Annotated in this window: 21 protein-coding genes; all 21 read right to left on the bottom strand. The window is 57.8% G+C overall.

Annotated elements, in window-relative coordinates; all coding sequences use genetic code 11:
- Window positions 1-31 precede the first annotated feature (31 nt).
- Window positions 32-892, bottom strand: coding sequence for a class II fructose-1,6-bisphosphate aldolase (locus J2Z49_RS00510; RefSeq protein ID WP_307398858.1), 861 nt, complete (start codon window positions 890-892; stop codon window positions 32-34).
- 109 nt (window positions 893-1001) lie between these two features.
- Window positions 1002-1649: a hypothetical protein gene (locus J2Z49_RS00505; RefSeq protein WP_307398856.1), complete on the bottom strand. Its 648-nt coding sequence runs from the start codon at window positions 1647-1649 to the stop codon at window positions 1002-1004.
- A gap of 51 nt (window positions 1650-1700) precedes the next feature.
- Window positions 1701-2108: a response regulator gene (locus J2Z49_RS00500; protein ID WP_307398854.1), complete on the bottom strand. Its 408-nt coding sequence runs from the start codon at window positions 2106-2108 to the stop codon at window positions 1701-1703.
- Window positions 2109-2212: 104 nt separating this feature from the next.
- Window positions 2213-2941: a Yip1 family protein gene (locus J2Z49_RS00495; protein ID WP_307398851.1), complete on the bottom strand. Its 729-nt coding sequence runs from the start codon at window positions 2939-2941 to the stop codon at window positions 2213-2215.
- Between the two features lie 32 nt (window positions 2942-2973).
- On the bottom strand, window positions 2974-3942 hold the full coding sequence (gene sppA, locus J2Z49_RS00490) for a signal peptide peptidase SppA (protein WP_307398849.1): 969 nt from the start codon (window positions 3940-3942) through the stop codon (window positions 2974-2976).
- Window positions 3943-3998: 56 nt separating this feature from the next.
- Complete coding sequence (locus J2Z49_RS00485) at window positions 3999-5609, bottom strand: CTP synthase (protein WP_307398847.1); 1611 nt, start codon at window positions 5607-5609, stop codon at window positions 3999-4001.
- Window positions 5610-5814: 205 nt separating this feature from the next.
- Entirely contained in the window at window positions 5815-5988 is a 174-nt protein-coding gene (locus tag J2Z49_RS00480; RefSeq protein WP_307398845.1) for a XapX domain-containing protein, read from the bottom strand.
- A gap of 69 nt (window positions 5989-6057) precedes the next feature.
- Window positions 6058-7734, bottom strand: coding sequence for an arginine--tRNA ligase (gene argS, locus J2Z49_RS00475; RefSeq protein WP_307398844.1), 1677 nt, complete (start codon window positions 7732-7734; stop codon window positions 6058-6060).
- 10 nt (window positions 7735-7744) lie between these two features.
- A complete protein-coding gene (locus tag J2Z49_RS00470; protein WP_307398842.1) occupies window positions 7745-8167 on the bottom strand; it encodes a DUF1934 domain-containing protein in 423 nt (140 codons plus the stop codon).
- Between the two features lie 286 nt (window positions 8168-8453).
- A complete protein-coding gene (locus J2Z49_RS00465) occupies window positions 8454-8627 on the bottom strand; it encodes a hypothetical protein (RefSeq protein WP_307398840.1) in 174 nt (57 codons plus the stop codon).
- A gap of 347 nt (window positions 8628-8974) precedes the next feature.
- Window positions 8975-9682: a hypothetical protein gene (locus tag J2Z49_RS00460; RefSeq protein ID WP_307398839.1), complete on the bottom strand. Its 708-nt coding sequence runs from the start codon at window positions 9680-9682 to the stop codon at window positions 8975-8977.
- A gap of 31 nt (window positions 9683-9713) precedes the next feature.
- A complete protein-coding gene (locus J2Z49_RS00455) occupies window positions 9714-11033 on the bottom strand; it encodes a sulfite exporter TauE/SafE family protein (protein WP_307398837.1) in 1320 nt (439 codons plus the stop codon).
- A gap of 229 nt (window positions 11034-11262) precedes the next feature.
- On the bottom strand, window positions 11263-11829 hold the full coding sequence (locus J2Z49_RS00450; RefSeq protein ID WP_307398835.1) for a CBS domain-containing protein: 567 nt from the start codon (window positions 11827-11829) through the stop codon (window positions 11263-11265).
- Between the two features lie 39 nt (window positions 11830-11868).
- Window positions 11869-13521 carry an IS1634 family transposase gene (locus tag J2Z49_RS00445; protein ID WP_307398834.1) on the bottom strand — a complete coding sequence of 551 codons (1653 nt, stop codon included), beginning with the start codon at window positions 13519-13521 and terminating at the stop codon, window positions 11869-11871.
- 411 nt (window positions 13522-13932) lie between these two features.
- Entirely contained in the window at window positions 13933-15450 is a 1518-nt protein-coding gene (locus J2Z49_RS00440) for an SLC13 family permease (protein ID WP_307398832.1), read from the bottom strand.
- Between the two features lie 50 nt (window positions 15451-15500).
- Window positions 15501-16094, bottom strand: coding sequence for an indolepyruvate oxidoreductase subunit beta (locus tag J2Z49_RS00435; RefSeq protein ID WP_307398830.1), 594 nt, complete (start codon window positions 16092-16094; stop codon window positions 15501-15503).
- Complete coding sequence (gene iorA, locus J2Z49_RS00430) at window positions 16087-17880, bottom strand: indolepyruvate ferredoxin oxidoreductase subunit alpha (protein ID WP_307398828.1); 1794 nt, start codon at window positions 17878-17880, stop codon at window positions 16087-16089. The genes J2Z49_RS00435 and iorA overlap by 8 nt, the downstream gene beginning before the upstream one ends.
- Window positions 17881-18226: 346 nt before the next feature.
- A complete protein-coding gene (locus tag J2Z49_RS00425) occupies window positions 18227-19531 on the bottom strand; it encodes a phenylacetate--CoA ligase family protein (protein ID WP_307398827.1) in 1305 nt (434 codons plus the stop codon).
- Window positions 19528-21042 carry a sodium:solute symporter family protein gene (locus tag J2Z49_RS00420; RefSeq protein WP_307398825.1) on the bottom strand — a complete coding sequence of 505 codons (1515 nt, stop codon included), beginning with the start codon at window positions 21040-21042 and terminating at the stop codon, window positions 19528-19530. The genes J2Z49_RS00425 and J2Z49_RS00420 overlap by 4 nt, the downstream gene beginning before the upstream one ends.
- An 82-nt stretch (window positions 21043-21124) precedes the next feature.
- Entirely contained in the window at window positions 21125-22405 is a 1281-nt protein-coding gene (locus tag J2Z49_RS00415) for an aminotransferase class I/II-fold pyridoxal phosphate-dependent enzyme (protein ID WP_307398823.1), read from the bottom strand.
- Between the two features lie 118 nt (window positions 22406-22523).
- Window positions 22524-23009, bottom strand: coding sequence for an Lrp/AsnC family transcriptional regulator (locus tag J2Z49_RS00410; protein WP_307398821.1), 486 nt, complete (start codon window positions 23007-23009; stop codon window positions 22524-22526).
- Window positions 23010-23203 lie beyond the last annotated feature (194 nt).

Raw genomic sequence — 23203 nt, 5'->3', positions numbered from 1 at the left:
TTCATAATTAATAATGATAATTAATAGCTATTTATCCCCTGGCCTTCCCGGAGCAGCCAAAAACCCGCATCTTCTCCCGGATTACTTCTATGGCCGCTTCCCGGGCCGGCCCCAGGATCTTGCGGGGGTCGATTTCCTGGGGATTTTCGTCGAGCTTACGGCGGACCGCCCCCACAAAGGCTTCCCGGATATTGGTATCAATGTTTACCTTGCGCACTCCCCGGCGGACGGCTTCCCTGATGGCCTCGTCGGGCACGCCGGAAGCCCCGTGCAGTACCAGGGGAATGTGCACCAGCTCTTTAATCCTGGTCAGGCGGTCAAAGTCCAGCCTGGGCTCGCCTTTGTAGCGGCCATGGGCCGTGCCGATAGCCACCGCCAGGGAATCTACACCCGTTTGTTCTACAAAATAGCGGGCCTCCTCCGGGTCGGTAAAAAAGGCCTCCCGGTCGGTAACCGCGATGTCGTCCTCCACGCCGCCAATCCTGCCCAGCTCGGCCTCCACGGAAACCCCCACCGGCCTGGCCGCCGCCACCACCCGGCGGGTAAGGGCAATATTTTGCTCCAGGGGCAGGTGGGAACCATCGATCATCACCGAGGAAAAACCGGCCACCAGGCAGCGCATGACCTGGTCAAAGCTGGTACCGTGGTCCAGGTGGAGGGCTACCGGTATCCTGGCTCCCCGGGCGGCTACCCGTACCATGGCCGCAATATAGTCAACGCCGGCATACTTAATGGCCCCCTGACTGGCCTGCATAATCACCGGTGCATTTTCCGCCTCGGCAGCGGCCACGATGGCCTGAACTATTTCCAGGTTATTGCAGTTAAAGGCTCCCACGGCATAGCCTTCCACCTCGGCCGTCTTAAGCAGCACACTTACCGGAACAAGGGACATTTCCTTCCCGCCCTTCTTTTTTTCCCATTATACCCCGGGAAAAATTTCTTAATACAGGTCGCCGTTACCACACGCCCTGCCTTTGCTACGGCGGGGACAATGCTACCAATCACGGCTGCGGCGGCGTTTTCCTGGTTTGCCCCAGATGGGTGAAAGTATGCCCGACCAGCTCTATTTTCCAGATACGCCCTACTGCATCCAGATCTTCTTTGGTTTCCGCATAAACTATGTAAAGGTTGTCGCAACGGCTACAATGTAACTCCAGGCGATCGGGGAAGATATCCACTTCAATGCGGTGATTTCCACACTTGCAGTAAAGCCTCCCGGCTCTACCCAGGTTGTTCACGTGGTTCAAAATTGCATACATCACTTCCCGGTTATGAAAAAAGCTGTCAGCCATAAAATCCAGCTCATCCAGGGCTTCATCCACGCAGGCCCGGTCGCGCATCCGGTCCTCCGATCCCAGATGCCCCAGCTCCAGGCCGGTGGCCTGGCAAAATAGGTCGATGTCCCCGCTAAGCCAAAGAGTGCGGGCATTAACCAAACGGGCGTGCCTGGCCCCGCAAACCACACAGGGAACTTGCAGGTTCACTTTCTTACCCCGGATAGTGAGCAACAACTTAAGCGCACCACAGGAACAGTTGATCCGCAGCGAGGAACGATCGCCCACAAGACTAAAACTGGATATCCTATGACGCTCCAACCTGCCGCACTCCGGACAACGCATCACCAGGGTTGTCTCGGTATTAATGACCACTCAAACCAAACCCCCACGCGGCAACCTCGCAAAACTTCTGGCTGACTCCCTTTAACTGATGACCTCCAGGTATCTCCTGGCTGGACGCCTGTCAGCCAGAAGAGCCCGGACGAGATAACGCACTTCCTGGAGATCAAAAGGCTTGCTCACATAATGCCGCACCCCAAGCCTTTTTGCCTCACCAAGCAGCTCAAGCTCCCCGTACGCGGTCATCATTATCACCGGTAGATCAGGATTCAGCCTGCGAATTTCCCGCAGGGTGTCCAGTCCGCTCATTCCGGGCATCTTCATGTCCAGCAACACCAGGTCTATACCACCTTGCTTAAGCTTCTGAAGTGCCTCAAGTCCAGAAACGGCCAGGCCCACTTCATATCCGTCACTGCTAAATGCCTCCAGGAGCATCCGGCGCACTCCAGCCTGGTCATCTACTACCAACAGGTGATACCGGCAACTCGTCAACCTCTAACCCCCCCTGCCTGCAGCTGGCTTTACCCTGACGGTGCAATACGCTAAAGAAGTGTTTCGGCAGGGGGTAAGAAATCCCTTCCACCGGAAAAAAATTTTTACCAGGGTGCGCCGTTCAGCGGAAACAAAGCAGAAAGGCCCGCGGCAAAAAGCACCAGTAAAACAATACCGCTCAGGATAATAGCGACTGGTGGCAGCAGCACCGTAAGTAAAGCGCGGCCCGCCGAAAACTGGTATACCTCCATCAGTCCCAGAACTACCAGCACCACACCCCATATAAAAACAGCCAGTCCGGAAATCGCCGTGATCACGGTTAAGGCCATGCCCCGGGTATCCAGCAGCAAAAGCAGCAAATCAACGGGTATCATGGCCAGTGCCGGCAATGCCGCCAGGGCGGTTACGGTTAAAATTCCGGGAGCCTTGCCCCGTCCGCCCAGCAACCCGGCGGTCAGGTGCAGCAGGGCGCTTACCACCACCCACTTCACATACTGAAAGACCAGGCCTCCCACCACCACAAGGGGGGCGGCCGGCGCAAGCCAGTTCATGCCCATGGCTGGATGGCCGGGCGACAGGGTCAGGCGGTACCCCACCAGGGCTCCCATGAGGGCGCCGGCCAGGTTGACCAGGGTAAAGATCAAAACCGCCAGGCCAAGGGGCGGGCGGTCGGCCAGCCGCCTGAAAGTAGCCCGGGGGTCAAAAAAGACCCCGTAAATGATATCCAGAAAGCCCACCGGGGGCTCCGGGGGAAGCGTATTTTCCACCGGGACGCCATGAACATCTTCACCGGGGGGAAAGACCCCGCCGGGAGTCCGGGTGCGCTCTTCCACCAATGACCACCTCCGTTTTCAAAATGTCCCCCTTAAGAACCGGGAAAGCGTAGCGCATCGCCCCCCGAGCCAGGGGGGAGGCAGGGGGGACAGATCAGCCAGATGGCTGTTTTGTCGTCCGGAAAAGCGCTGCCCAACCCTCCGGGTAAGAGCGTCCCGGACAGGATTTCCGACCAGAAACCGCGGGGACCCAGCTCGGTGGTCACGGGGTTGGGACCCAACCCGGCCAGACGGCCGGCCAGGCGCACGGCATCCCGCAGGTTGCCCAGCTCATCCACCAGCCCCAGTTTTTGAGCCTGCCGGCCGGTATAGACCCGCCCATCGGCCAGTTTTCTCACCCGGTCCAGCTCCATCTTCCTGCCTTCAGATACGGCACGCAGAAACTGGTCGTAAATGTCATCAACCATACCCTGAAAGATGTCCCGTTCCTCGGGGGTTACCGGCCGGCTTGGCGAGCCCATGTCTTTGTAGGGGCCGCTTTTGAAGGTACGGGTGTTGATGCCCAGCTTGTTGTACAAACCCTGCAGGTCCTGGGTCTGCATGATTACACCAATGCTGCCGGTAAGGGTGCCGGGGTTGGCCACAATTTTATCTGCCCGGCTGGCAATCCAGTAAGCCCCGGAGGCCGCGGCATCCCCCATGGAGGCCACCACCTTCTTGCCGCTTTTGCGCAGGTTATCCACTTCCGCGGCAATCTCCTGGGCGCCTGCAGCGGTGCCCCCCGGGCTGTTTAACCGCAGCACCACGGCCTTAACCGCCGGGTCCTGCTCTGCCTGGCGCAGCCGCTCCATCACATCCTCCGAGCCTGTCCCTGAACCAAAGAATCCCGGGGTAGCCCGCCCGCTGACAATGGTACCGGTAATGGGAATTATGGCCACCGCACCGTTTCCACGGGGAACTTTTATTCCCCTGTCCTGACGGGAAAGCACACTTACCAGCCCGGCACCCAGGGAAAACAAAACCGCTACACACACCACGGCAGCCACGATCCTTCTCTTCACACCAGAAAACCTCCCACAGGCCTATTCTTTACCCGGCCGGTTGATCCCATGCAGGGCTAAGCACGGCTTCCCCGGTAGGCCAGGGAAGCACCGACAAAGTCCCGGAAAAGGGGATGGGGCCGGTTGGGCCTGGACTTAAACTCGGGATGGAACTGCGTGCCCAAAAACCAGGGATGCCCCGGCAGTTCGACAATTTCCACCAGGTAGCCGTCCGGACGCGTACCGCTAAAGACCAGCCCTCCCCGGGACAGTTCGTCCCGGTAGGTGTTGTTCAGTTCGTAGCGATGGCGGTGCCTTTCGTAAATAATTTCTTCTCCGTAGGCCCTGTGGGCCAGGGTTCCGGGTACCAGGCGGCAGGGATAACGACCCAAGCGCATGGTGCCGCCCAGGCGGTCCAGTTCCTTTTGTTCCGGCAACAAATCGATAACCGGATACGGGGTGCGGGGATCAAATTCGGAGCTGTTGGCCCCGGGCCAGTTTAAAACGTGGCGGGCATATTCCACCACCGCCAGTTGCATCCCCAGGCAAATGCCCAAAAAGGGGATTCTTTTCTCCCGGGCAAATTTGATGGCCTTGATTTTCCCCTCGATGCCCCGGTCCCCGAATCCCCCGGGAACCAGCACCCCATCCACATCACGGAGATAATCTTCAACCGGCTTGCATTCCAGTTCCTCGGAATTGATCCACCGAATGTCCACCGCGACACCATGGTAGAGCCCGGCATGGCGCAGGGCTTCAGCCACGCTGAAATAGGCGTCGGGCAGGGAGACGTACTTGCCCACCAGGCCGATGGTAACTTTCTCCCGCAGGTTTTTCATGCGGTTGACCATATCTTCCCATTCGGTCAGTTCGGGAGGATGACATTCCAGGCCCAGGCGCTGTACCGTTATTTCCCCCAGGCCCTCCCTCTCCAGCATCAGGGGTACCTCATAAATGGAGGGGGCGTCCACCGCCTGGATTACCGCATGGGGGTCAATATCGCAAAAGAGGGCTATTTTTTCTTCCATTTCCCGGGAAAGGGGGCGCTCCGTACGGCAGACAATCACGTCGGGTTGTATGCCGATGCTGCGAAGCTCCTTCACGCTGTGCTGGGTGGGTTTTGTTTTTAACTCGTTGGCTACTCTGAGATAAGGCACCAGGGTAACGTGGATGTACATGACGTTCTCCCGGCCCAGGTCGGTGCGCAACTGGCGGATGGCTTCCAGAAAGGGAAGGGACTCGATGTCGCCCACGGTGCCCCCAATTTCCGTAATAACCACGTCGGGATTGGATTCGTCGGCAACCCGCAGGATCCTCTCCTTGATCTCGTTGGTAATATGGGGAATTACCTGCACCGTGGCACCAAGGTAGTCGCCACGGCGTTCCTTGGTGATCACCGACCAGTAGATGCCCCCGGTGGTCACATTGCTGCTCCGGCTCAAGTTGCTGTCGATGAAGCGTTCATAGTGTCCCAGGTCCAGGTCGGTTTCCGCCCCGTCCTCGGTAACAAAAACCTCCCCGTGCTGGTAGGGGCTCATGGTACCGGGATCAATATTGATATAAGGGTCCAGCTTTTGAATGGCCACCTTCAGGCCGCGGCTTTTCAACAGGCGGCCAAGGGAAGCGGCAGTAATACCTTTGCCCAATGATGATACTACTCCACCGGTGACAAAAATAAATTTGGCCATGATAGCCTCCTGTCAACATTATTGCTGTAATTTTTACGATATATGCAATATATGCCAGAAAAACCCGGGCTAAGTTTTTTACGGCACGGCGGTTGTACCCGCTACAACGATTATCCAAAGGGCAGCCGGAAATTTTTCCCGGTTCCTGCGACGGTATCTCATACCTATCCTATTCTAGCCGTGGCAAGAGGACATGTCAACAGATCTAACGGATCACCAGGCGGGTCACCACAAGGTAGCCCAGGAAAAGGCCCACCACCCCCATGACCCCCGCCATGGTAGGGGGTGCGGGCACGGGCAACTTTAACCAGGCAAAGGCCGCACCGGCCAAAAAACCCGTTATCAATGCCAGAACAGGTTCCTTTAACAACAAGCACACTCCCCAAACTTGCCTGCCATTTGCACGCGCTCGCTCCGTTCCCCAGCAATCACCGCAACCAGAATACAATCACATCCGTTCCGGGGCGGAGAGACCCAGCAGGCGCAGTCCGTTCCGCAGGACGATGCGGGTGGCGTCCACCAGCACCAGCCGCGCGGCGGTCAGAGCCTCGTCCCCGGTAATCACCCGGTGGCTGTTGTAGAAGCTGTGCAGCAGTCCCGCCACTTCATGCAGGTAGCGGGCCATGCGGTGGGGGGCCAGATCCTTTGCCCCCAGGGCCACCTCCTCGGGGAAATCGGCCAGCTTGCGGGCCAGGGCCAGTTCTGCCTCTTCCTTTAAAAGCCCCAGGTCCACCTGCTCCGGCAAAGGGGCTTCCCGGTCAAGCTGGCGCAAAATGCTGCAGATGCGGGCGTGGGCGTACTGGATGTAATAGACCGGATTCTCGTTGGTTTGCGCCCGGGCCAGGTCCAGGTCAAAATCCAGGTGGCTGTCGGCGCTGCGCAGCACGAAAAAGTAACGGGCCGCATCCCTGCCGACCTCCTCCACCAGTTCCTCCAGGGTGACAAACTGGCCGGAACGCTTGCTCATGCGCACGAGCTCGCCACCCCGGTACAGGCGCACCAGCTGCATGATCACAATTTCCAGGGCATCGGGGTTGTAGCCCAGGGCGGCCACCGCCCCCTTCATGCGGGCCACATGGCCGTGGTGGTCCGCTCCCCAGATGTTAATGACACGGTCAAAGCCGCGGCGGAATTTGTCCAGGTGGTAGGCGATATCCGCCGCAAAGTAGGTGGGCACACCGTTGCTGCGCACCAGCACCTCGTCTTTCTCCACCCCGAACTCCGTTGCCTTAAACCAGAGCGCACCTTCATATTCATAGAGGTACCCCCGGCGGCGCAGGATATCGATGGCCTCCTGTACCGCCCCCGATTCATGGAGGCTCTTCTCGGAAAACCACACGTCATAATGGACGCCAAAATCCTCCAGGGCCTTTTTGATGGCGGCCAGCTTCTCTTTCAGGGCGTAATCCACCAGGGCCCGACGCCTTTCTTCCTCCGGAGTGTGCAGATATTGATCGCCGAAACGCTCCACAAAGCCCCTTACCGTGTCGATAATATCTTCCCCGTGGTAGCCCTCCTCGGGCACTTGAGCCGGCAGGCCGAGAAGCTGGAAGTAGCGGGCTTCCAGGGACCGCCCGAAGTTTTCGATCTGGTTGCCAGCATCATTGATGTAGTACTCCCGGGTTACCCGGTAACCGGCAAAATCTAAAATGGCGGCAATGCTGTCCCCCAGGGCCGCCCCCCGGGCGTTGCCCATATGCAAAAGCCCGGTGGGGTTGGCGCTGACAAATTCCACCTGAACCCGGGAACCGTTGCCCAGGTTCACCCGCCCATAGTCGCGATCCGCCGCAATAATGCGGGGCAGCTCGGCCAGCACCCACCGGGGAGCCAGGTAGAAATTAATAAAACCGGGTCCGGCCACTTCTACCTTTTCCACCGAAATCCCGGTCAGGTCTAAATGGGCCACCAGGGCCTCGGCAATCTTGCGGGGTGCGAGACGGGCCGACCTGGCCAGGAGCATGGCCAGATTGGTGGCAAAATCTCCGTGCTCCTTTTCCCGGGGTACCTCCACCACAAATGCCGGGGGAGTGACCGCGGGCAGCAAACCCCTGCTTACAGCAGAAGCCAGTGCCCTTTCCAGAGCACCGGCCAGGTGTTCCCGTACCTCCTGGACTAGACCTTTCATCTTTTAGAAACTAGACCTCCTGCACGGTAATGGATAATTCGTTGTAACCGATCCTTTGCCGGCATAATTCCAGCTCGTATTCCAGATTAATACTTCCGCCCACCTCTGTCAAGTCCACCTCTACTTTCCAGGGCAGAACCCGGATCCACATTGACCCGTAAGGCGTCACGTAACTGGTTTCATGGTGAATTCCTTCTTCAAAAACCTGCTTTACTTCGGCCGTACCCATGCGGTTTAAAGTAACCCGGCTGGGTTCAGCCTTCAGAGAGGTAGTGGTTCCGGCCAGGCCGGAAATTTCAGACTCATTGTAAACGATGTAAAAAGAACGGTTTTTCTGATAATAGTTGGCTTTCGTCACCAGTTCGATGGTTTCCCGCTCCCCCAGGTCATTGGTCTGCGTTCCACGGATGGTTACCAGCACCTCTTTGCGCAATACCAATCATCCTTTCACCTTAAGAGCCGGGCAAGGGCATCTTAACTAAATTTTAAATATTATATCCTGTTTTCCGCCGGGCAAAAAGAGGGTATTTATTTTTTCCGGCTGAAAATTTGGCCGCTTCAGGACGGCCGGTGCAAAACAAAAAGCAGGGCCTCAACGGCTCCCGCCAGCACACTTTCTTTACAGTTTTTGGAGCAAAACAAAAACAGGCCCCCCACTGATGCCTGTTTTGCCGCCAAACCGTGAGATACGCGTGACTGTGAGTCAACACCTCTCCCTTTTAACGGAAGAGAAAGGCTACTACGCTGTTGTAAAAGTCATTCATAAATACTTTTACCACCAGCAAAGCGGTCAGGTTGATAATAGCGCCCACTCCCAGGATGTCTACCGCCAGGCCCAGGTTTTCCAGCCACCGGGGTTCCTCCCTTAAAGACGGTAATTGATCCTTGTTCATTTTCATACCCCCCGTTTAAAAATTAAAGTGGGGCTTTTCCTGGCAAAAGATTTGTGGTGACAAAACTAAGGTTTATATGTAGTGACAATTTGTACGAAATTTAACAAGCACTATATATGCGCTTTATTGATTTTATTATAGTCCCAAATTTTCAGAAATCAATAGGCAGATGACAAAAAGATAGGATTCACAAGCACAAAATAAGTTCTCCCGTTTTCCATTAATTTCTGCCGGAGCAAAAAAAACAAAGCGGTGCCGTTGAAGGCACCGCCTGTTGAAGCTCTTTTTCTATTTAACACCCGCGGGTACGTACAGCCGTCGACCCGGCGGGCTCCCGGAGCCGGGCGTCAGGCCTCTGCCTTTTCACCGTGGGCGGAGGCCGAAATGCCCAGCCCCTCGAAGATGAACATCATGGCAAAACCGTACCACATGGTGTAGATGACGTAAAAGGCGAGCATGAAGGTGGTCACGCCGGCTTTATCGGCCACTTTGGCTGCCTGGATTCCTTCAAAGTTATAGGCGGGCTCCAGGGCCTTGGTCATCACTGATCCCGCAAAGGACATCTCGCTGGCGCGGGCTTCCAGTTTGTAGCGCTTTTGGAGAGCGTTGAAAAGGTTCCACCAGTAGTAGATCACTTCCCGGGACTCCAGGCCGTAACGGTATTTGATCCGGTCGCCCTGGTTTTTAAACTCCACATCCGCATCGGCCAGCGCCGCCCGGGCCACCCTACCCAGATCCCCGCTGACCGTCAGCTTTTGCCCCTGTGCCACCACTGTGGCGCCGGCAGCGGTAAAGAGCCGCGTCATTTTTTCCGCTTCTTCTTTACTTCCGGCATTCAGGGATACCTGAAAGTTTTTGCCTTCAAACTTCTTCGCCTTGCCCATTATACCGGGAATCTGGTAAGTTGAACCCTTGGTCAACTGGTTAAACAGGTCGTCGGCATAGCCGATGACCGTTCTGCCGTTCATTACCGGGCTCATCATTACTGCCAGAACCACGAGGAAGGAGATGAGCAGCACCATTCCGATAAAGAATTCCCTTTTCCGTATAATCATACCGGATTTCACTCCTTTTTTACGGGCTACCTCAGTGCCCTACACCTGCACCGCCAGCCATGAGGGCCTGCCTCTCGGCTTCCCGGAGCTTACCGGCGCCCTTGAAGAACACGGCCAGGATCCACAGGGAGAAAATGCCTACCAGGGTAAAGAAGATCACCGTACCCACGCTGTTGATCAAAGCAGCGGTAGCCTTGTTCATGCTGATCCAGCCAACCTGGTTCAGCTTGCCCGGCAGGGCGCAGATGCGGTTCACAAAACCGGCCAGGATGGTCAGGGCGTAGAAGGCTCTGATGGTAACCCCTTTCACCATCCTGGTCACCAGAGCCCCCATCTGCACACCCACCAGGGACCCCAGGAGCATGCCCATGGCCACGGTGTAGAATACGTAGCCGTAAATGGCATACTGGGTGATGGAGGAGTAGCCGGTGGTGAAGATGATCTGCAGGATGTCGGTGCCCACGGTGGTAAAGGTGGATACACCAAGGCCGTAAACCATCATGGGGAAGGTCAGGAAACCGCCGCCCACACCCATGATGGCGGCGACAAAGCCGACGATGAAGCCGCAGATGATAATCGGATATACGGCGATGCTCCGTCCGCCGGGAACAATGTGCTCGTCGAACTTCACCCGCGGCTTCAAAGGAATGGACTGCAGCCACCGGGCAAATTTGGTGGTGGCGTCGGCACCGGAAGACCTGGCACCGGCAGCGGTACCCTTACGCATCCTGAGCCAGTCGGCCAGGGCGTAGATCCCTAGAATGCCCAGCATAAACACGTATACCGCGCTGATGAAGGCATCGCTTAAAGCGGGGCTTTTCTGGTAGATGGCCCTGTTCAGTACGCCGCCCACGGAGGCCCCGGTCACCGAACCCAGGACGAACCACGCGGCAATCCAGAAGTTCACGTTACCCATCTTGCGGTGAATGACCGTACCCATGATTGCCTTGGCAAAGAGGTGAAACTGGTCGGTACCCACGGCCATAATCCCTTTCACCCCGATGCTCATCAGCGCCGGGGTAAGGACGTAGCCGCCGCCTGCACCAATGACGCCGGTAATCAGGCCTGCCATAACCCCGACAAAGATCGGACCGATAAACATCTGGGTGGTGGCAAAGCTGGGCATGTAGGCTTTATCCCCGCCGATGTACCCGGGGAGGCCGGCCGCCAAAGCCATCTCCATCCCCAGGCCCAAAAGGACGGGGAACAGAGCCACCAGCAGGAGCTTCCAGCGCCGGCCCAAAATCACCCGGCTCATTTCCAGTTCCCACTGGGCCTGTTTCCGGGACAGGGCGGTCAGGAATTCACCGGCAGCCAGACCGCCCCCGGCAACCCTTCTAAACATTTCCATAGATGATACCTCCTTAAATTAGTCCCCCAAACCAGCGTTCCAACCACTACATTCCGCCTTGCCAGTTCTCTTTTGATCCTCCCGGCCCGGCCGGTTCCTTTGCCCTTCTCCGCACCGGCCCTCTCACCCCCTATCTTTTTATCACTACAAACCGTAGTGACATTTTCCAAAGACGCAAGCACGAGGGCTTCGACATCTCCGCTTTTTGAGATTGTGAAATGTATCACTATCATGGGTAATTTTTTGTCACTACCCCGGCCTTCCGGCGGAATTGATCCGCAAAGATCACTTTACTTCGCGATCCACCCCGGGTTCTGTCCAGCTCCCGCACCATTTCGGCAAAAATCTCCTTCATACCCACCATGCCTACCAGCCGGTCTTCCTGCCAGACCGGCACCGGTTCCTGCCCGGTGCTGAGAATGATGTGCGCAGCTTTAACGATGCCGTCCCGGGCCCTCAACTGGCGCGGCAGGGGTATCATGATTTCTTTAACCGGCCGTTCGGCCAGGGCCGCGCAACGCTCCTGGATGTGACCCGTGAACAATACGGGCTCCCTCCAGCCGGGGTTGATGGTCCAGCCACCGTAAGTGGCTTTCTTGAACATCACCGGATCCAGCCCCCGGAGAACTTCTTTCAGCCCGACCATCCCGGCCGCCCTGTCATTTTCCAGAACCAGCACCAGCGGGTAGCCCCGGCAGGCTTTGAGGGCGGCCACTGCATCTTTAACCGTTGATTCCGCGGGCACCGTGGCAAATTCCACGATCGGCACCATGATGTCCCCAACCTTTTTTTCCATGGGTCCACCTCCTCCCGTCGGGGAGCCAGGCCGGTGCGGCTAAACCACGACCGCCCTGGGGTCGGGCACCCCGATGGCCTGCAGGATTTCTTCCTGGGTTTTTTCTATGCTCGTCACCGACTTCAGCTCCACATCGTCCACCCGGTTGATGGCCACCTTCACTTCCTCCAGCAATTCCAGGGCCTGGCGGGAGGTAAGAGGTATGCCTGCCCGTCTGAGCAATCCTTCCAGGGTCTTCTCCAGCATGGCGGCCAGTACGCATACGAAAATACTGGCGGAAAGGTTTCGTTCGCGGTAGAATTCTTTCGGCCTGGCCTCAAAACTCCTGATTTCTTTAAAGGATTCCCCGAGCTGGCCAAGGCGGGTGTATGCCAGCAGTAATTCCCGGCCGTCCAGCAGGGTGGCGTTGGTTTCCAGCAGGAAGGCCCCCGCCGTTTTCTCCTCCCGGGTGATCACGTCTTCCTTGCGGCGCCAGGTCAGCTCCCCGGTGGCCTCGTTGTAATGCCAGTCAAAATAGCGGCGGCAATATTTATCCTTCAGGACGGCAGCACCCCTGGGAAGGGTCCTCTTGCCTGAACGGTGTTCAGACGCAACCGTTTTTTGCAGTTTCCGTAATTCTTCCTCCACCTCATCCAGGCGTTCCGCAAGGGCAATCACCTTTTCCTTTGCCGCCGCTGGGCTGTAGCACACCAGGTACCGCACCCCCCCTTCCACGGCTTCTTTATACCATAGATCCCCGTCCACTTCTTTAAATTCCGCCTTGTTATTCACCAGTTCCCGCTCACATAACCTTAACTCCCACTCCGACTGGACCTTGCGACGAACCAGGTAATGGTAGCCGTGGGACATCAGAACCTCCAGGTGAGGGCCGGCCACCAGCCGGCGGTCACCCACAAAGATACACTGCCGGGTGCCGTGCCCGGTCTGCAGGTGATGCATAATTTCCCGGAAGTCCCCCTCTTCGGGCACCTCGTGCAAAATGCGGTGCCCAAAGGGCATTCCCTCACGGCTGACCAGAATGCCCAGGTACACCAGTTGCTCCTCCAGTGGTGCTTCCAAAATATAACGCCCATAGGGCGAATGGTCAAGCTCACTGCGGGGAGCCGGCTCAACGGTGGCTGTGGTCAGCAGGCAAAAAGCAACCTCCCGGCTGATCCGGGTAAAGGCACACAACCTCCGGAAAATTTCCTCCTCCAGCCTTTCCTTTACGCCGGCCACGCCGTCCAGCGCCCGGTAAAAATGGTGGTCTAAAAATTCCTTGCCCTGCATTCCGGGAAAATACAGGCAGCGGTACCAATCGCTAATGGCCTGTTTATTTGGGGGCTTGATGACCTGGTTGATGGCCATCAGTTCCAACAGGAGGGCGGTATCCGGGTCGTACCTTTCACCGGAAAAAGCGGCCTCCACGGCTCCCCCCACGTCCAGCATCTCCCACACCCGGTGTATGGCCAGCACCTCGCCGTAGCGCAGAACCTTCTTCGCCTCGATGCTGGCTGGCCGCCGGGAAACACCGCATATCCGGGCCAGGCCGTCGATCAGGCCTTCCACCTTTTCCGGCGTCAGGTTCTCCAGGTTGCCCAGGTTGGCGATTACCCTCTGTTTAACCTTGTTCCCTTCCCGGTAGTTTTCAATGAGTTTCAGGTAGGTGTATTCTTTCCCCCCGCTGCGGCTGGTAACTTTTCGGAAAAACATGGGCACATCACCCCCAAGTCAACCTGGTAAAATATTCAATGAACCCGTACCCCCCAACCTCAACCCGGCCGGTAAGGGGGGTCATTTGTCACTACACAACAGCGCATTTCCCCAGGATTGCTACAGCGTTCACATACTCCATTTATCCTCTTTTTGCTCCGATCCGCCAGGGTCCAAAACCCTTGTGTTTACTGGCTTTTCACCACATCTGTTCACTACAAAATGCGCCGTTAATTTCAGGTTGTACTATTATTCACATTTTGGGTTTTGTTCCCTTGCTTTGTTTCAAGTATAACACACTCCTGTTCATTGTGCAATATTTCACTTGGTTATTTTTTAAATTAAAAATCTTCCATCAATTGCTTTACTTTGAACGGGAGTGTAATCTGGCTGTTCCAGGAACAGCCACGGCTACCAGACGCCCAGCACGTGCCACCAGAAACCGCCGAGAAAGACAACGGTGAAGACCAGGGAGATGAGAAAGAGCACGCCCCCGGCCTTTAAAAAATCCTGAGCCTGCAAATAACCGGGACCGTAAACGATGGCGTTGGCGGGAGTGGCAATCACCAGGAGGTAGGAAAAGGCCGAAGCCAGGGAGGTGGCCACGCCAATGACCAGGGGTGAGGTCTGGGACAGTTCGGCCACCTTCAAAAATATGGGACCGAGGACGGCCACCGTGGGCCCGTCGGCCATGGTATTGGTCACCAGGGCGGTTACCGTGGCGGTAACCGCCAGCAGGGAAACCCCCTCGGTCACCTCGGCAGCCGCCGCCAGGTGCAGGAGTTGCCCGGCCAGCCAGGAAGCGGCGCCGGTGGTGATGAGCATCTTACCCATGGAAATGGCCCCGGCGTAAAGCAATACCACTCCCCACTGGGTTTTTTGCTGCAGGTAGCTCCAGTCGATCAGGCGCAATACCGCCGCCAGGAGAATGCCCACCATGGCAATGTTGCCCACCCCAAAGCGCTGGCTGGCAAAGATCCAGCCGGCCACCACCGCCAGAAAAATGGCCAGGGCCATCCGGGCCTGGCTGGTCATGGGACCATCGGCCTCCATTTCCTCCCTGATGGCCTGGATTGCCCCGGCCAGATCGGTAATCTCCGGAGAAAAGAGGTTCAGTAGCCAGTAAGTAACTATGGGGATCATGATCAGGGTAAAGGGCATGACCATGAGCATCCACTGGCCGTAGCCCACATTGATGCCCAGGCTGTTCAAAAAGCCCAGCATCAGGGCATTGCGGGCACCCCCCGATGGTGCAGAGACACCACCAATGATCACGCCGTAAGAAATGGAAAGCATGATCAGCTTGGCCAAATTGGGCACCTTTTTGTAGCCACCGCTTAAGGAGATAATGCCCACCCCGATGGGGAGCATGATCATTACCGCGGCGTGCTCCGTAATGAAGCCGGCACTGACGGCGCAAAAGGCCACAATGCCCAGAATAACCCTTTCAATGCGGGTGCCGCATAATTTGAGCATGAAGAGGGCCACCCGGTTGTGGATATTGTATTTCATCAGCATGGCGCCCATCATCAACACGCCCATGATGAAAACCACGGCATCGTCCATAAAGGTGCGGGGAGTCTCCCTAAAGTTGGCGATGCCGGTGAAAACCTGGTAGCAGCCGATAAGCATGGCGGTCATGGGCAGGGGCACCGCTTCGGTCAGAAAACAGACGATGACGAAAGCCCAAAGGCCCAGGGCATACTTTCCCTCCACGGTCAGGCCCCCGGGGGTGGGTAACAGGCAGATGACGGCCGTTAAAAGCAGCGCCAGCAGAAGCCACTTTCGCTCTCTTAAAAACGTCTTTAGCCGCCCCAGGGGCGCATGGTAGCGGTTCCGCCCATCCCCGCTGTCCAGGGGTTCAAGGCCCGTTACCGTCCTCTCCTTTTTCCGGTATTCGTTTAGCTTTAAAACCTTTTGCTTGCCCATAAGTCCCGACCCCAGGCATTTTCGTAGTTGCTTAAGGCGAAAACATTAACTCAGAGGGCAAAACCGCTCTGGAAGGCGGCCCGGTTGACCTCCAGGTAACGGGCGGGGACACAGTTCTCGATGGCATTGAGCCAGCAGGAAAGCGGGATGGGCATTCGCCTGGCCAGGCTGCCCAGCAACACCACGTTTGCCGCCCGGGCATTACCGCACTCCAGGGCCTTGCCCAGGGCGTCCACCACCAGGGTATGGGCCCGGCGGGAAAGGTGGGTGATAATATTTTCGGGATAGCGGGCACTTCCGGCCAGTACGGGAACCGGAAGGATGATCTGGCTATTGACAATGATTGTACCCCCGCCCTTCACACACTCCAACCAGCGCAGGGCTTCCAGTTGTTCAAAGGCCAGGATGATATCGGCCTGCCCTTCGGGAATGAGGGGAGAATAAACCCTTTCCCCCAGGCGCACCTGGGTAACCACACTGCCGCCCCGCTGGGCCATACCGTGTATTTCCGATACTTTAATATCGTACCCGGCCGCCCGGGCGGCGTGGGCCAGGATCCTGCTCGCCAGGATGATTCCCTGGCCCCCTACACCAACCATCAGTATGTCCACCGGCGCCAGGGCCGCACCAGGTGCCTCAGCCATTGTTTTCCCCCCCTTCCTTCAGGGCGCCAAACTTGCAAACCTGCACGCACAGCCCGCAGCCGGTGCAGATAATGGAATCGACGGCGGCCTTCTTGTCCTGCACGGAAATGGCCGGGCAGCCGAGCTTTAAGCAGCTCTTGCAGCCGGTGCAGGCCTCGCCGTCCACCCGGACCGGCGGGCGGTTTTCCCTTTGTAACAGCGCGCAGGGCCGGCGGGCGATAATCACCGACGGGGCGCCGGCGGCCACTTCCTCCTGGATGGCCTGCTTCAGCCCGGCGATATCCAGGGGATCCACCACCCGCACCCGGCCGACCCCCAGCGCCCGCACCAGCGCTTCCAGATCCACCGCGGGGGCGGGTTCACCCATGAGCGTTTTGCCCGTGCCGGGGTGTTCCTGGTGGCCGGTCATGGCCGTGGTGCGGTTGTCTAAAATAATTACCGTACCCTGGCCCCCGTTGTAAACCATGTGCATGAGGCCGGTGATGCCGGAATGGAAAAAGGTGGAGTCACCGATGACGGCCACGGTACGGCGGGCCAGCGAGGAATCGGCCAGTTCGCAGCCGTGGGCCATGCCAATGCTGGCCCCCATGCAAACGCAGGTGTCCATACCCTCCAGGGGGGGCAGGCCGCCCAGGGTATAGCAGCCGATGTCCCCGGTGACCAGAAGCTTTAATTTATGCAGCACATAAAAGACTCCCCGGTGGGGGCACCCCGGGCAGAGCACAGGCGGGCGTCCCGGGATGGGAGGCAATTCCTCCATTTCACCGCCGGGTCCCAGGGGACAGGCGGCCGTACCCTCCCCGGGACCAGGCGAAAACACCGGTATCCCCGCCTCCCTTAGCTTGCGGCGGACAAGGCCGGGGGTAAACTCGTTCCAGGCCGGGAAAATCCTTTTGCCCGTTACCTCGAGGCCAAGACCCCGGACGAACTCTTCAATGTAAGGGTCCAGCTCTTCCACCACCAGAAGCCTCTCCACGCCGGCGGCAAACTGGCGGATCAGGCCTTGTGGCAGGGGAAAGGTCATCCCCAGCTTGAGGATGGAGGCCCCGGGCATAACCTCCCGCACGTACTGGTAGCTGATGCCGCTGGTGATTACTCCCACCCGGCGGTTGCCCCAGGAAATGAAATTTACCGGCGTGATCTCGGTGTAGGCCTTTAGCCTTTGCAGCCGATCTTCCAGGGCCTGGCGGCGCAGGCGGCCAAAGGCGGGCACCATGAGCCATTTTTTCGGGTCCTTGCGGTAGGGCCTTAAAGGCACCTCCCTGCGCTCCTTAAGCTCCACCAGGCTCTGGGAGTGGGCCACCCTGGTGGTGGTGCGCAGGATGACGGGCAGATCAAACTCCTCGCTCACCTGCAGGGCCAGCCCCACCATATCCAGGGCTTCCTGGCTGTCCGACGGTTCAAACATGGGCACCCGGGCAAAGCGGGCATAAAAACGGTTGTCCTGTTCGTTCTGGGAACTGTGCATCCCGGGGTCGTCGGCGGAGACCAGGACCAGGCCGCCGTTTACACCGGTGTAGGCCGCGGTCATCAGGGGATCGGCCGCCACGTTTACCCCCACGTGCTTCATGGTCACCAGCACCCGGGCCCCGGCCAGGGAAGCCCCCATGCCCACTTCCAGGGCCACCTTTTCGTTGGGTGCCCACTGGGCTTTTATCCCCGGGTAGCGGGCGAAGTTTTCTAAAATCTCGGTGCTGGGTGTACCCGGATAGCCAACCCCTACGGTAACGCCGTGTTCGTAGGCTCCCCGGGCGATGGCTTCATTACCCGTCATTAGTTCCTTCATGATAAACCTCCATGTGTTACTGTCGCATATCCTTTGGAGTAAATGTTCAATGAACCCGCTTTGGTACCGCCCAGCACTCACCACAATATTGCTCTGCTCCTGAGATTTCAGGTTCAATTGATACCTCTGGTTTTACGAAGACCTAGTATTCCAGTGAGTGATGGGCGGGTGCTGTTACCAGTGCTCCGCAAGTCGTTCGCTTTGGACAACGCGGCACCTTGCCTATGGTAGCGGTTTTACTGAACATTTACCATTCAGGCGGCGGTCGTCTCCCGTCACTCCAGTGCTCCTTAGCGACGACCGCCGCCCATGCCCCTTTCCTTTTTGCGACGCTATATACAAACTGCTACTGCTTTTTAGGTCGCTTATCAATAACCCGTTTGGCCTTGCCCTGACTGCGCTCAATGGAATGGGGTTCCAGCAGGCGCACCCGCGGGTTGATGGAAAGCACCGCCTGAAGCCGGCGGCGAATTTTTTCTTCCATGACCTCCAGGTCCCGGAAGCTGCCGGTGAAGGCCTGCTCCGTCATCTCCACCTGCACTTCCAGGTAATCCAGATAACCCTTCTTATCCACTACAATCTGGTAGTGGGGTGAGATACCTTCGATTTCCATCAACACGCTTTCAATTTGGGAGGGGAAAACGTTTACCCCGGAAATGATCAGCATGTCGTCGGTGCGCCCGGCAATCCGGCGCAGGCGGGCGGTAGTACGCCCGCAGGGGCAGGGCTCCGGGTTGATCACGGAAATGTCCCGGGTGCGGTAGCGAATTACGGGGAAGGCCTCCTTGGTCAGGGTAGTGATGACCACCTCCCCTTCCCGGCCGTAATCCAGGGCTTCGCCGGTTTCGGGATCGATAATTTCCACCAGGAAATGGTCTTCGGCAATATGCAGGCCGGGGGCCACCGTGCATTCCCCGCACACTCCCGGACCCATCACTTCCGAAAGGCCGTAGTTGTCGGTAGCCTTCATGCCCCACATTTTCTCCAGTTCCCGCCGCATTTCCTCGCTCCAGGCCTCGGCGCCAAACAGCCCCAACCGTACCTTCAGGCTCGCGGGATCAATACCCATGGAAAGGGCGGTTTCTCCCAGGTGCAGCACGTAGGACGGGGTGCCCACGAGCACCGTGGTACCGAAATCCTTCATCAATATGATTTGTTTTTCGCTGTTGCCCACCGAGGCGGGGACAATGGTGGCTCCCACCTTTTCCAGGCCGTAGTGCAGACCGAAGGCGCCGGTAAATAAGCCGTAGCCAAAGGTAATCTGCACCACATCTTCATCGGTAACCCCGGCCTGGGTGACAACCCGGGCCACCAGTTCGCTCCAGGTTTCCAGATCCCTTCTGGTATAACCCACCACGATGGGCTTCCCCGTCGTGCCCGACGAGGCGTGCAGCCGCACCACTTCTTTTAACGGAACAGCAAAGAGCCCGTACGGGTAGTTATCCCGCAGGGCTGCCTTGGTGGTAAAAGGAAATTTTTGGATATCTCTTAAAGTGCACAAATCCTCAGGCAGAACGCCGTGGGCGTCAAAGAGCCGGCGGTAGTAGGGTACCCGCCGGTAAACCCGGTGCAGTGTCTCCTTCAATCGCTCCAGCTGCAGTGCCTGAAGCTTCTCCCTGTCCATGCATTCATGTTCTGGATCCCAGATCATGCACTCTCCACTTCCTTACATTTCAGTAATGTCTGTCCCTCCCTGACCGGACCAAAGGCCTTTTCCACCGCCTGTGCCGGAAGGGGAGGCGTAACCAGGCTCACCACGGGTACCACCACCAGGGGAATGAGCATGGCCAGCGATCCTACCAGCGGAATAACCCCCGGATCAAGCCGGTAATAAAGGGACAGGATTACGGAACAAACCAGTCCGGTTAAAGTGCCGGCCCAGGCCCCCGCAGGCGTGGTACCCCGCCAGAACAGGCCGTAGAGGTAGGGCGCCAGGAATGCTCCGGCCACCGTGCCCCAGGACATGGCCATCAGGCTTAAGATAATTGCCGGCTTGACCAAGGCGATGATCAGGGAAAGGGCAATAAAAAGGCAGCATAACACGCGCATGATGAAAACGCCGTATTTCTTAGCCCAGTGGGGCCACAAGCTTTGTACAAGGTCTATGGAAATGGCCGAACTGCTGACCAGCACCAGGGACGCCAGGGTGGACATGGACGCCGAGAGCACCAGAAGGAGGATGAGCGTGGCTCCCAGTTCGGGGAGGGTGTTGTGAATCAGGATCGGCATGAGCATGTCGGGAGTGGGCTTGCCGGTGGCCGGGTCCACGGGCAATTTGTCAAAGAACAGGTGCGTGAGGGATCCGGTGAAATAGGCTCCAAAGGTAATCACCAGTGCAAAGAGGGTGGACACCACCATGGCCGGGCGGATGGCCTTTTCATCTTTGATGGCGTAAAACTTCTGCACCATTTGGGGCATGCCCCAAGTGCCGAGACTGGTCAGGATCACCAGGGTAGCCAGGGGCAGCCAGCGACCCTGGGGTCCGGCCAGGCTTACCAGGCCGGGGTCAACTTCTGCCAGCCGGTGGAGCCCCTGAAGCAACCCTCCCACCTGGGGGGCCCCCAGAACATAGTAAAGCAATACGCCCACTCCGGCCAGCATGATTATACCCTGAATCACATCGGTTAGGGCTACTGCGCGGTATCCGCCCATAACCAGATACAGGGCCGTCAGAAGGCACATCAACAATGCTGCATATAAGTACGGGACGCCAAATACCTGATTGAATAGATAGCTTAAACCCATGTACACTGACGCGGAGTATGGCACCAGGAACAGGAAAATCACCAGAGCCCCATATATTTTCATGGCCCGGCTTTGATAACGGGCTTCCAAAAACTCCGGCATGGTCATGGCCCCCAGCCGGGCGGTCATAATCCGGGTCCGCCGGGCCAGGACCAGCCAGGCCAGCAGGCTTCCCACCAGAGTGTTGCCCAGAACAATCCAGAGGGCGGCCGTACCGAATCCCCAGCCTACCTTGCCGGCGTAGCCAATAAAAATTACCGCCGAGAAATAGGTGGTGCCGTAAGCAAAGGCCGATAGCCAGGGACCCATGGCCCGCCCGCCTAAAAAGAAGTCGCCCAAGGTCCGGTTGCGCCTCATACTGCTGTAGCCGCTGTAAAGCAACACGCCCACAAAAAGACCCAACAGCAGCAGTTTCATTCCTGCCGTCCTCCCATCCTGCTTTTTTATTTTCGCCGGCTTAAAGTTCCGGCATAGTTTTTAATATTTCTACATCAGGGCATTAATTCCTGCCCGGGTGAAAAATTCGGGAAGAAGCACCGCCCGCTGCACTCACGCCCGCGTCCCGCGCCGGGAGATGCCGTGAGGGAGTGGAAATCACCCGCGGCCTGACACCCCGCCGGCGCACCAACTGAGCCATACGCCGCAGGGCCTCACCCAGATCCTCCAGCGAGGCGGCGTAGGAACAGCGTACGAAACCTTCGCCGCTGGATCCGAAAGCGTTACCCGGAACCACGGCCACCTTTTCCTCCTGCAGCAGGATCTCGGCAAATTCCTCCGAGGTCAGGCCGGTAACCCTGATCTCCGGAAAGGCATAAAAAGCCCCTTTTGGTTCAAAACAGGGCAGCCCCATATCCCGGAAAGCATGCAGCACCAGGTGGCGACGCCGGTTATATTCCCGTACCATGCGTTCCATCCCCGCCCGGCCGTTTTTCAGCGCTTCCAGGGCGGCCATCTGGGCGGTAATGGGCGCACAAAGCATGGTATACTGGTGGATTTTGGTCATGGCGGCAATGAAATCCCCGTGGCCGCAAGCATAACCCACCCGCCAGCCCGTCATGGCGTAGGACTTGGAAAATCCGTTTAAAAGAACGGTACGCTCCTTCATCCCCGGCAGGCTGGCCACGCAGGTGTGCTGGCCCACGTAGGTCAGCTTGTCATAAATCTCGTCGGAAATAACAATCAGGTCGTGGGCTACGACCACTTCCGCAATTTCCAGGAGGGTTTTCCGGTCCAGCACCGCCCCGGTGGGATTGTTGGGATAGCATAACAGCAGGATCTTGGTGCGCGGCGTGATGGCCGCCTCCACCTGGTGGGCGCGCAGGCAAAAGCCCTGTTCCATGCCGGTGGGCAGGGAAACCACCTTTCCCCCGGCTAAAGTCACCGTAGGGGCATAGGACACATAGGAAGGCTCCGGAATGAGCACCTCGTCACCCGGGCAAACCAGTGCCCTTAAGGCCAGGTCCAGGGCCTGGCTTACCCCCACCGTCACCAGAATCTCGCTTTTGGGATCATAGGTTACGCCGTAAGTTTCGGCCAAGTCCCGGGCGATGGCATAGCGCAGTTCCAGGAGGCCGCTGTTGGAGGTGTACATGGTGTACCCCTTCTCCAGGGAGTAAATGCAGGCCTCCCGGATGTGCCAGGGCGTGACAAAGTCCGGTTCACCCACGCCCAGGGAAATTACCCCTTTGGTTTCGGCCACCATATCGAAAAAGCGGCGAATGCCCGAGGGCGGCATATCCCGTACCACGGGATTAATCCGCTCGCACCAGGTTTTGTTCATTAACGTACCTCCCCGTCATTTAGTCAGTTATGTACTCAAGGGCGCCGACCGCCCATTGCGCTCAAAACCCTCCGGTGGCAGCCGCCACTCGAAAACCGGGCTTACAAACCCCGTCAACCTAGGGAGACACGATCAGGCGGCGGTCTTCCTCGCTATCTTCCACAATAACCCCATCCTGTTTGTAGGTTTTGAGGACGAAGTGGGTGGTGGTGCTGATCACTCCTTCAATGGTAGCCAGCCTGGTGGCCACGAAGTGGCTTACCTCCCGCATGGTGCGCCCCTCGATAAACACGGCCAGGTCGTAGGCACCGGACATCAGGCGCACGCTGCGCACCTCCGGGAACCGGCAAATGCGCCGGGCCACCGCGTCAAAGCCCACATCCCGCTGGGGCGTAATGCGCACCTCAATCATGGCGGAAACCTTTTCCTCGCCTGCTTTTTCCCAGTTCACCAGGGTCATGTACTTTAAGATGGTTTTATTTTGTTCCAGCTCCTGGATGGCCCGGCGCACTTCCCCTGCATCCGCCTGCAGCATGACGGCTATTTCTTCCGGTGTAAGCCTGGCATTATCTTCCAGAAGCTCGAGCAATTCCAGTGTATTCACCTCTTCACCCCTTGTCTTTCAAAGTTAAAGGGCTCTCGCCCCAATGGGACGAGAGCCCGGTCTCGCGGTACCACCCAATTTGGCCGCCCACAACAAAAAGGCGACCCTCTCTGGGCCCGGTAACGGCGGGCTGCCGGAAAGGACATACTCGGTGGGGTCACCTTTGGGTCCCCGGCTCCGGGGCGGCACGGGCA

Source organism: Desulfofundulus luciae, from assembly GCF_030813795.1.
GTDB classification, from domain to species: Bacteria; Bacillota; Desulfotomaculia; order Desulfotomaculales; family Desulfovirgulaceae; genus Desulfofundulus; species Desulfofundulus luciae.
Note: the sequence above shows the minus strand (reverse complement) of the source record. Positions and strands in the feature narration are given on the sequence as shown.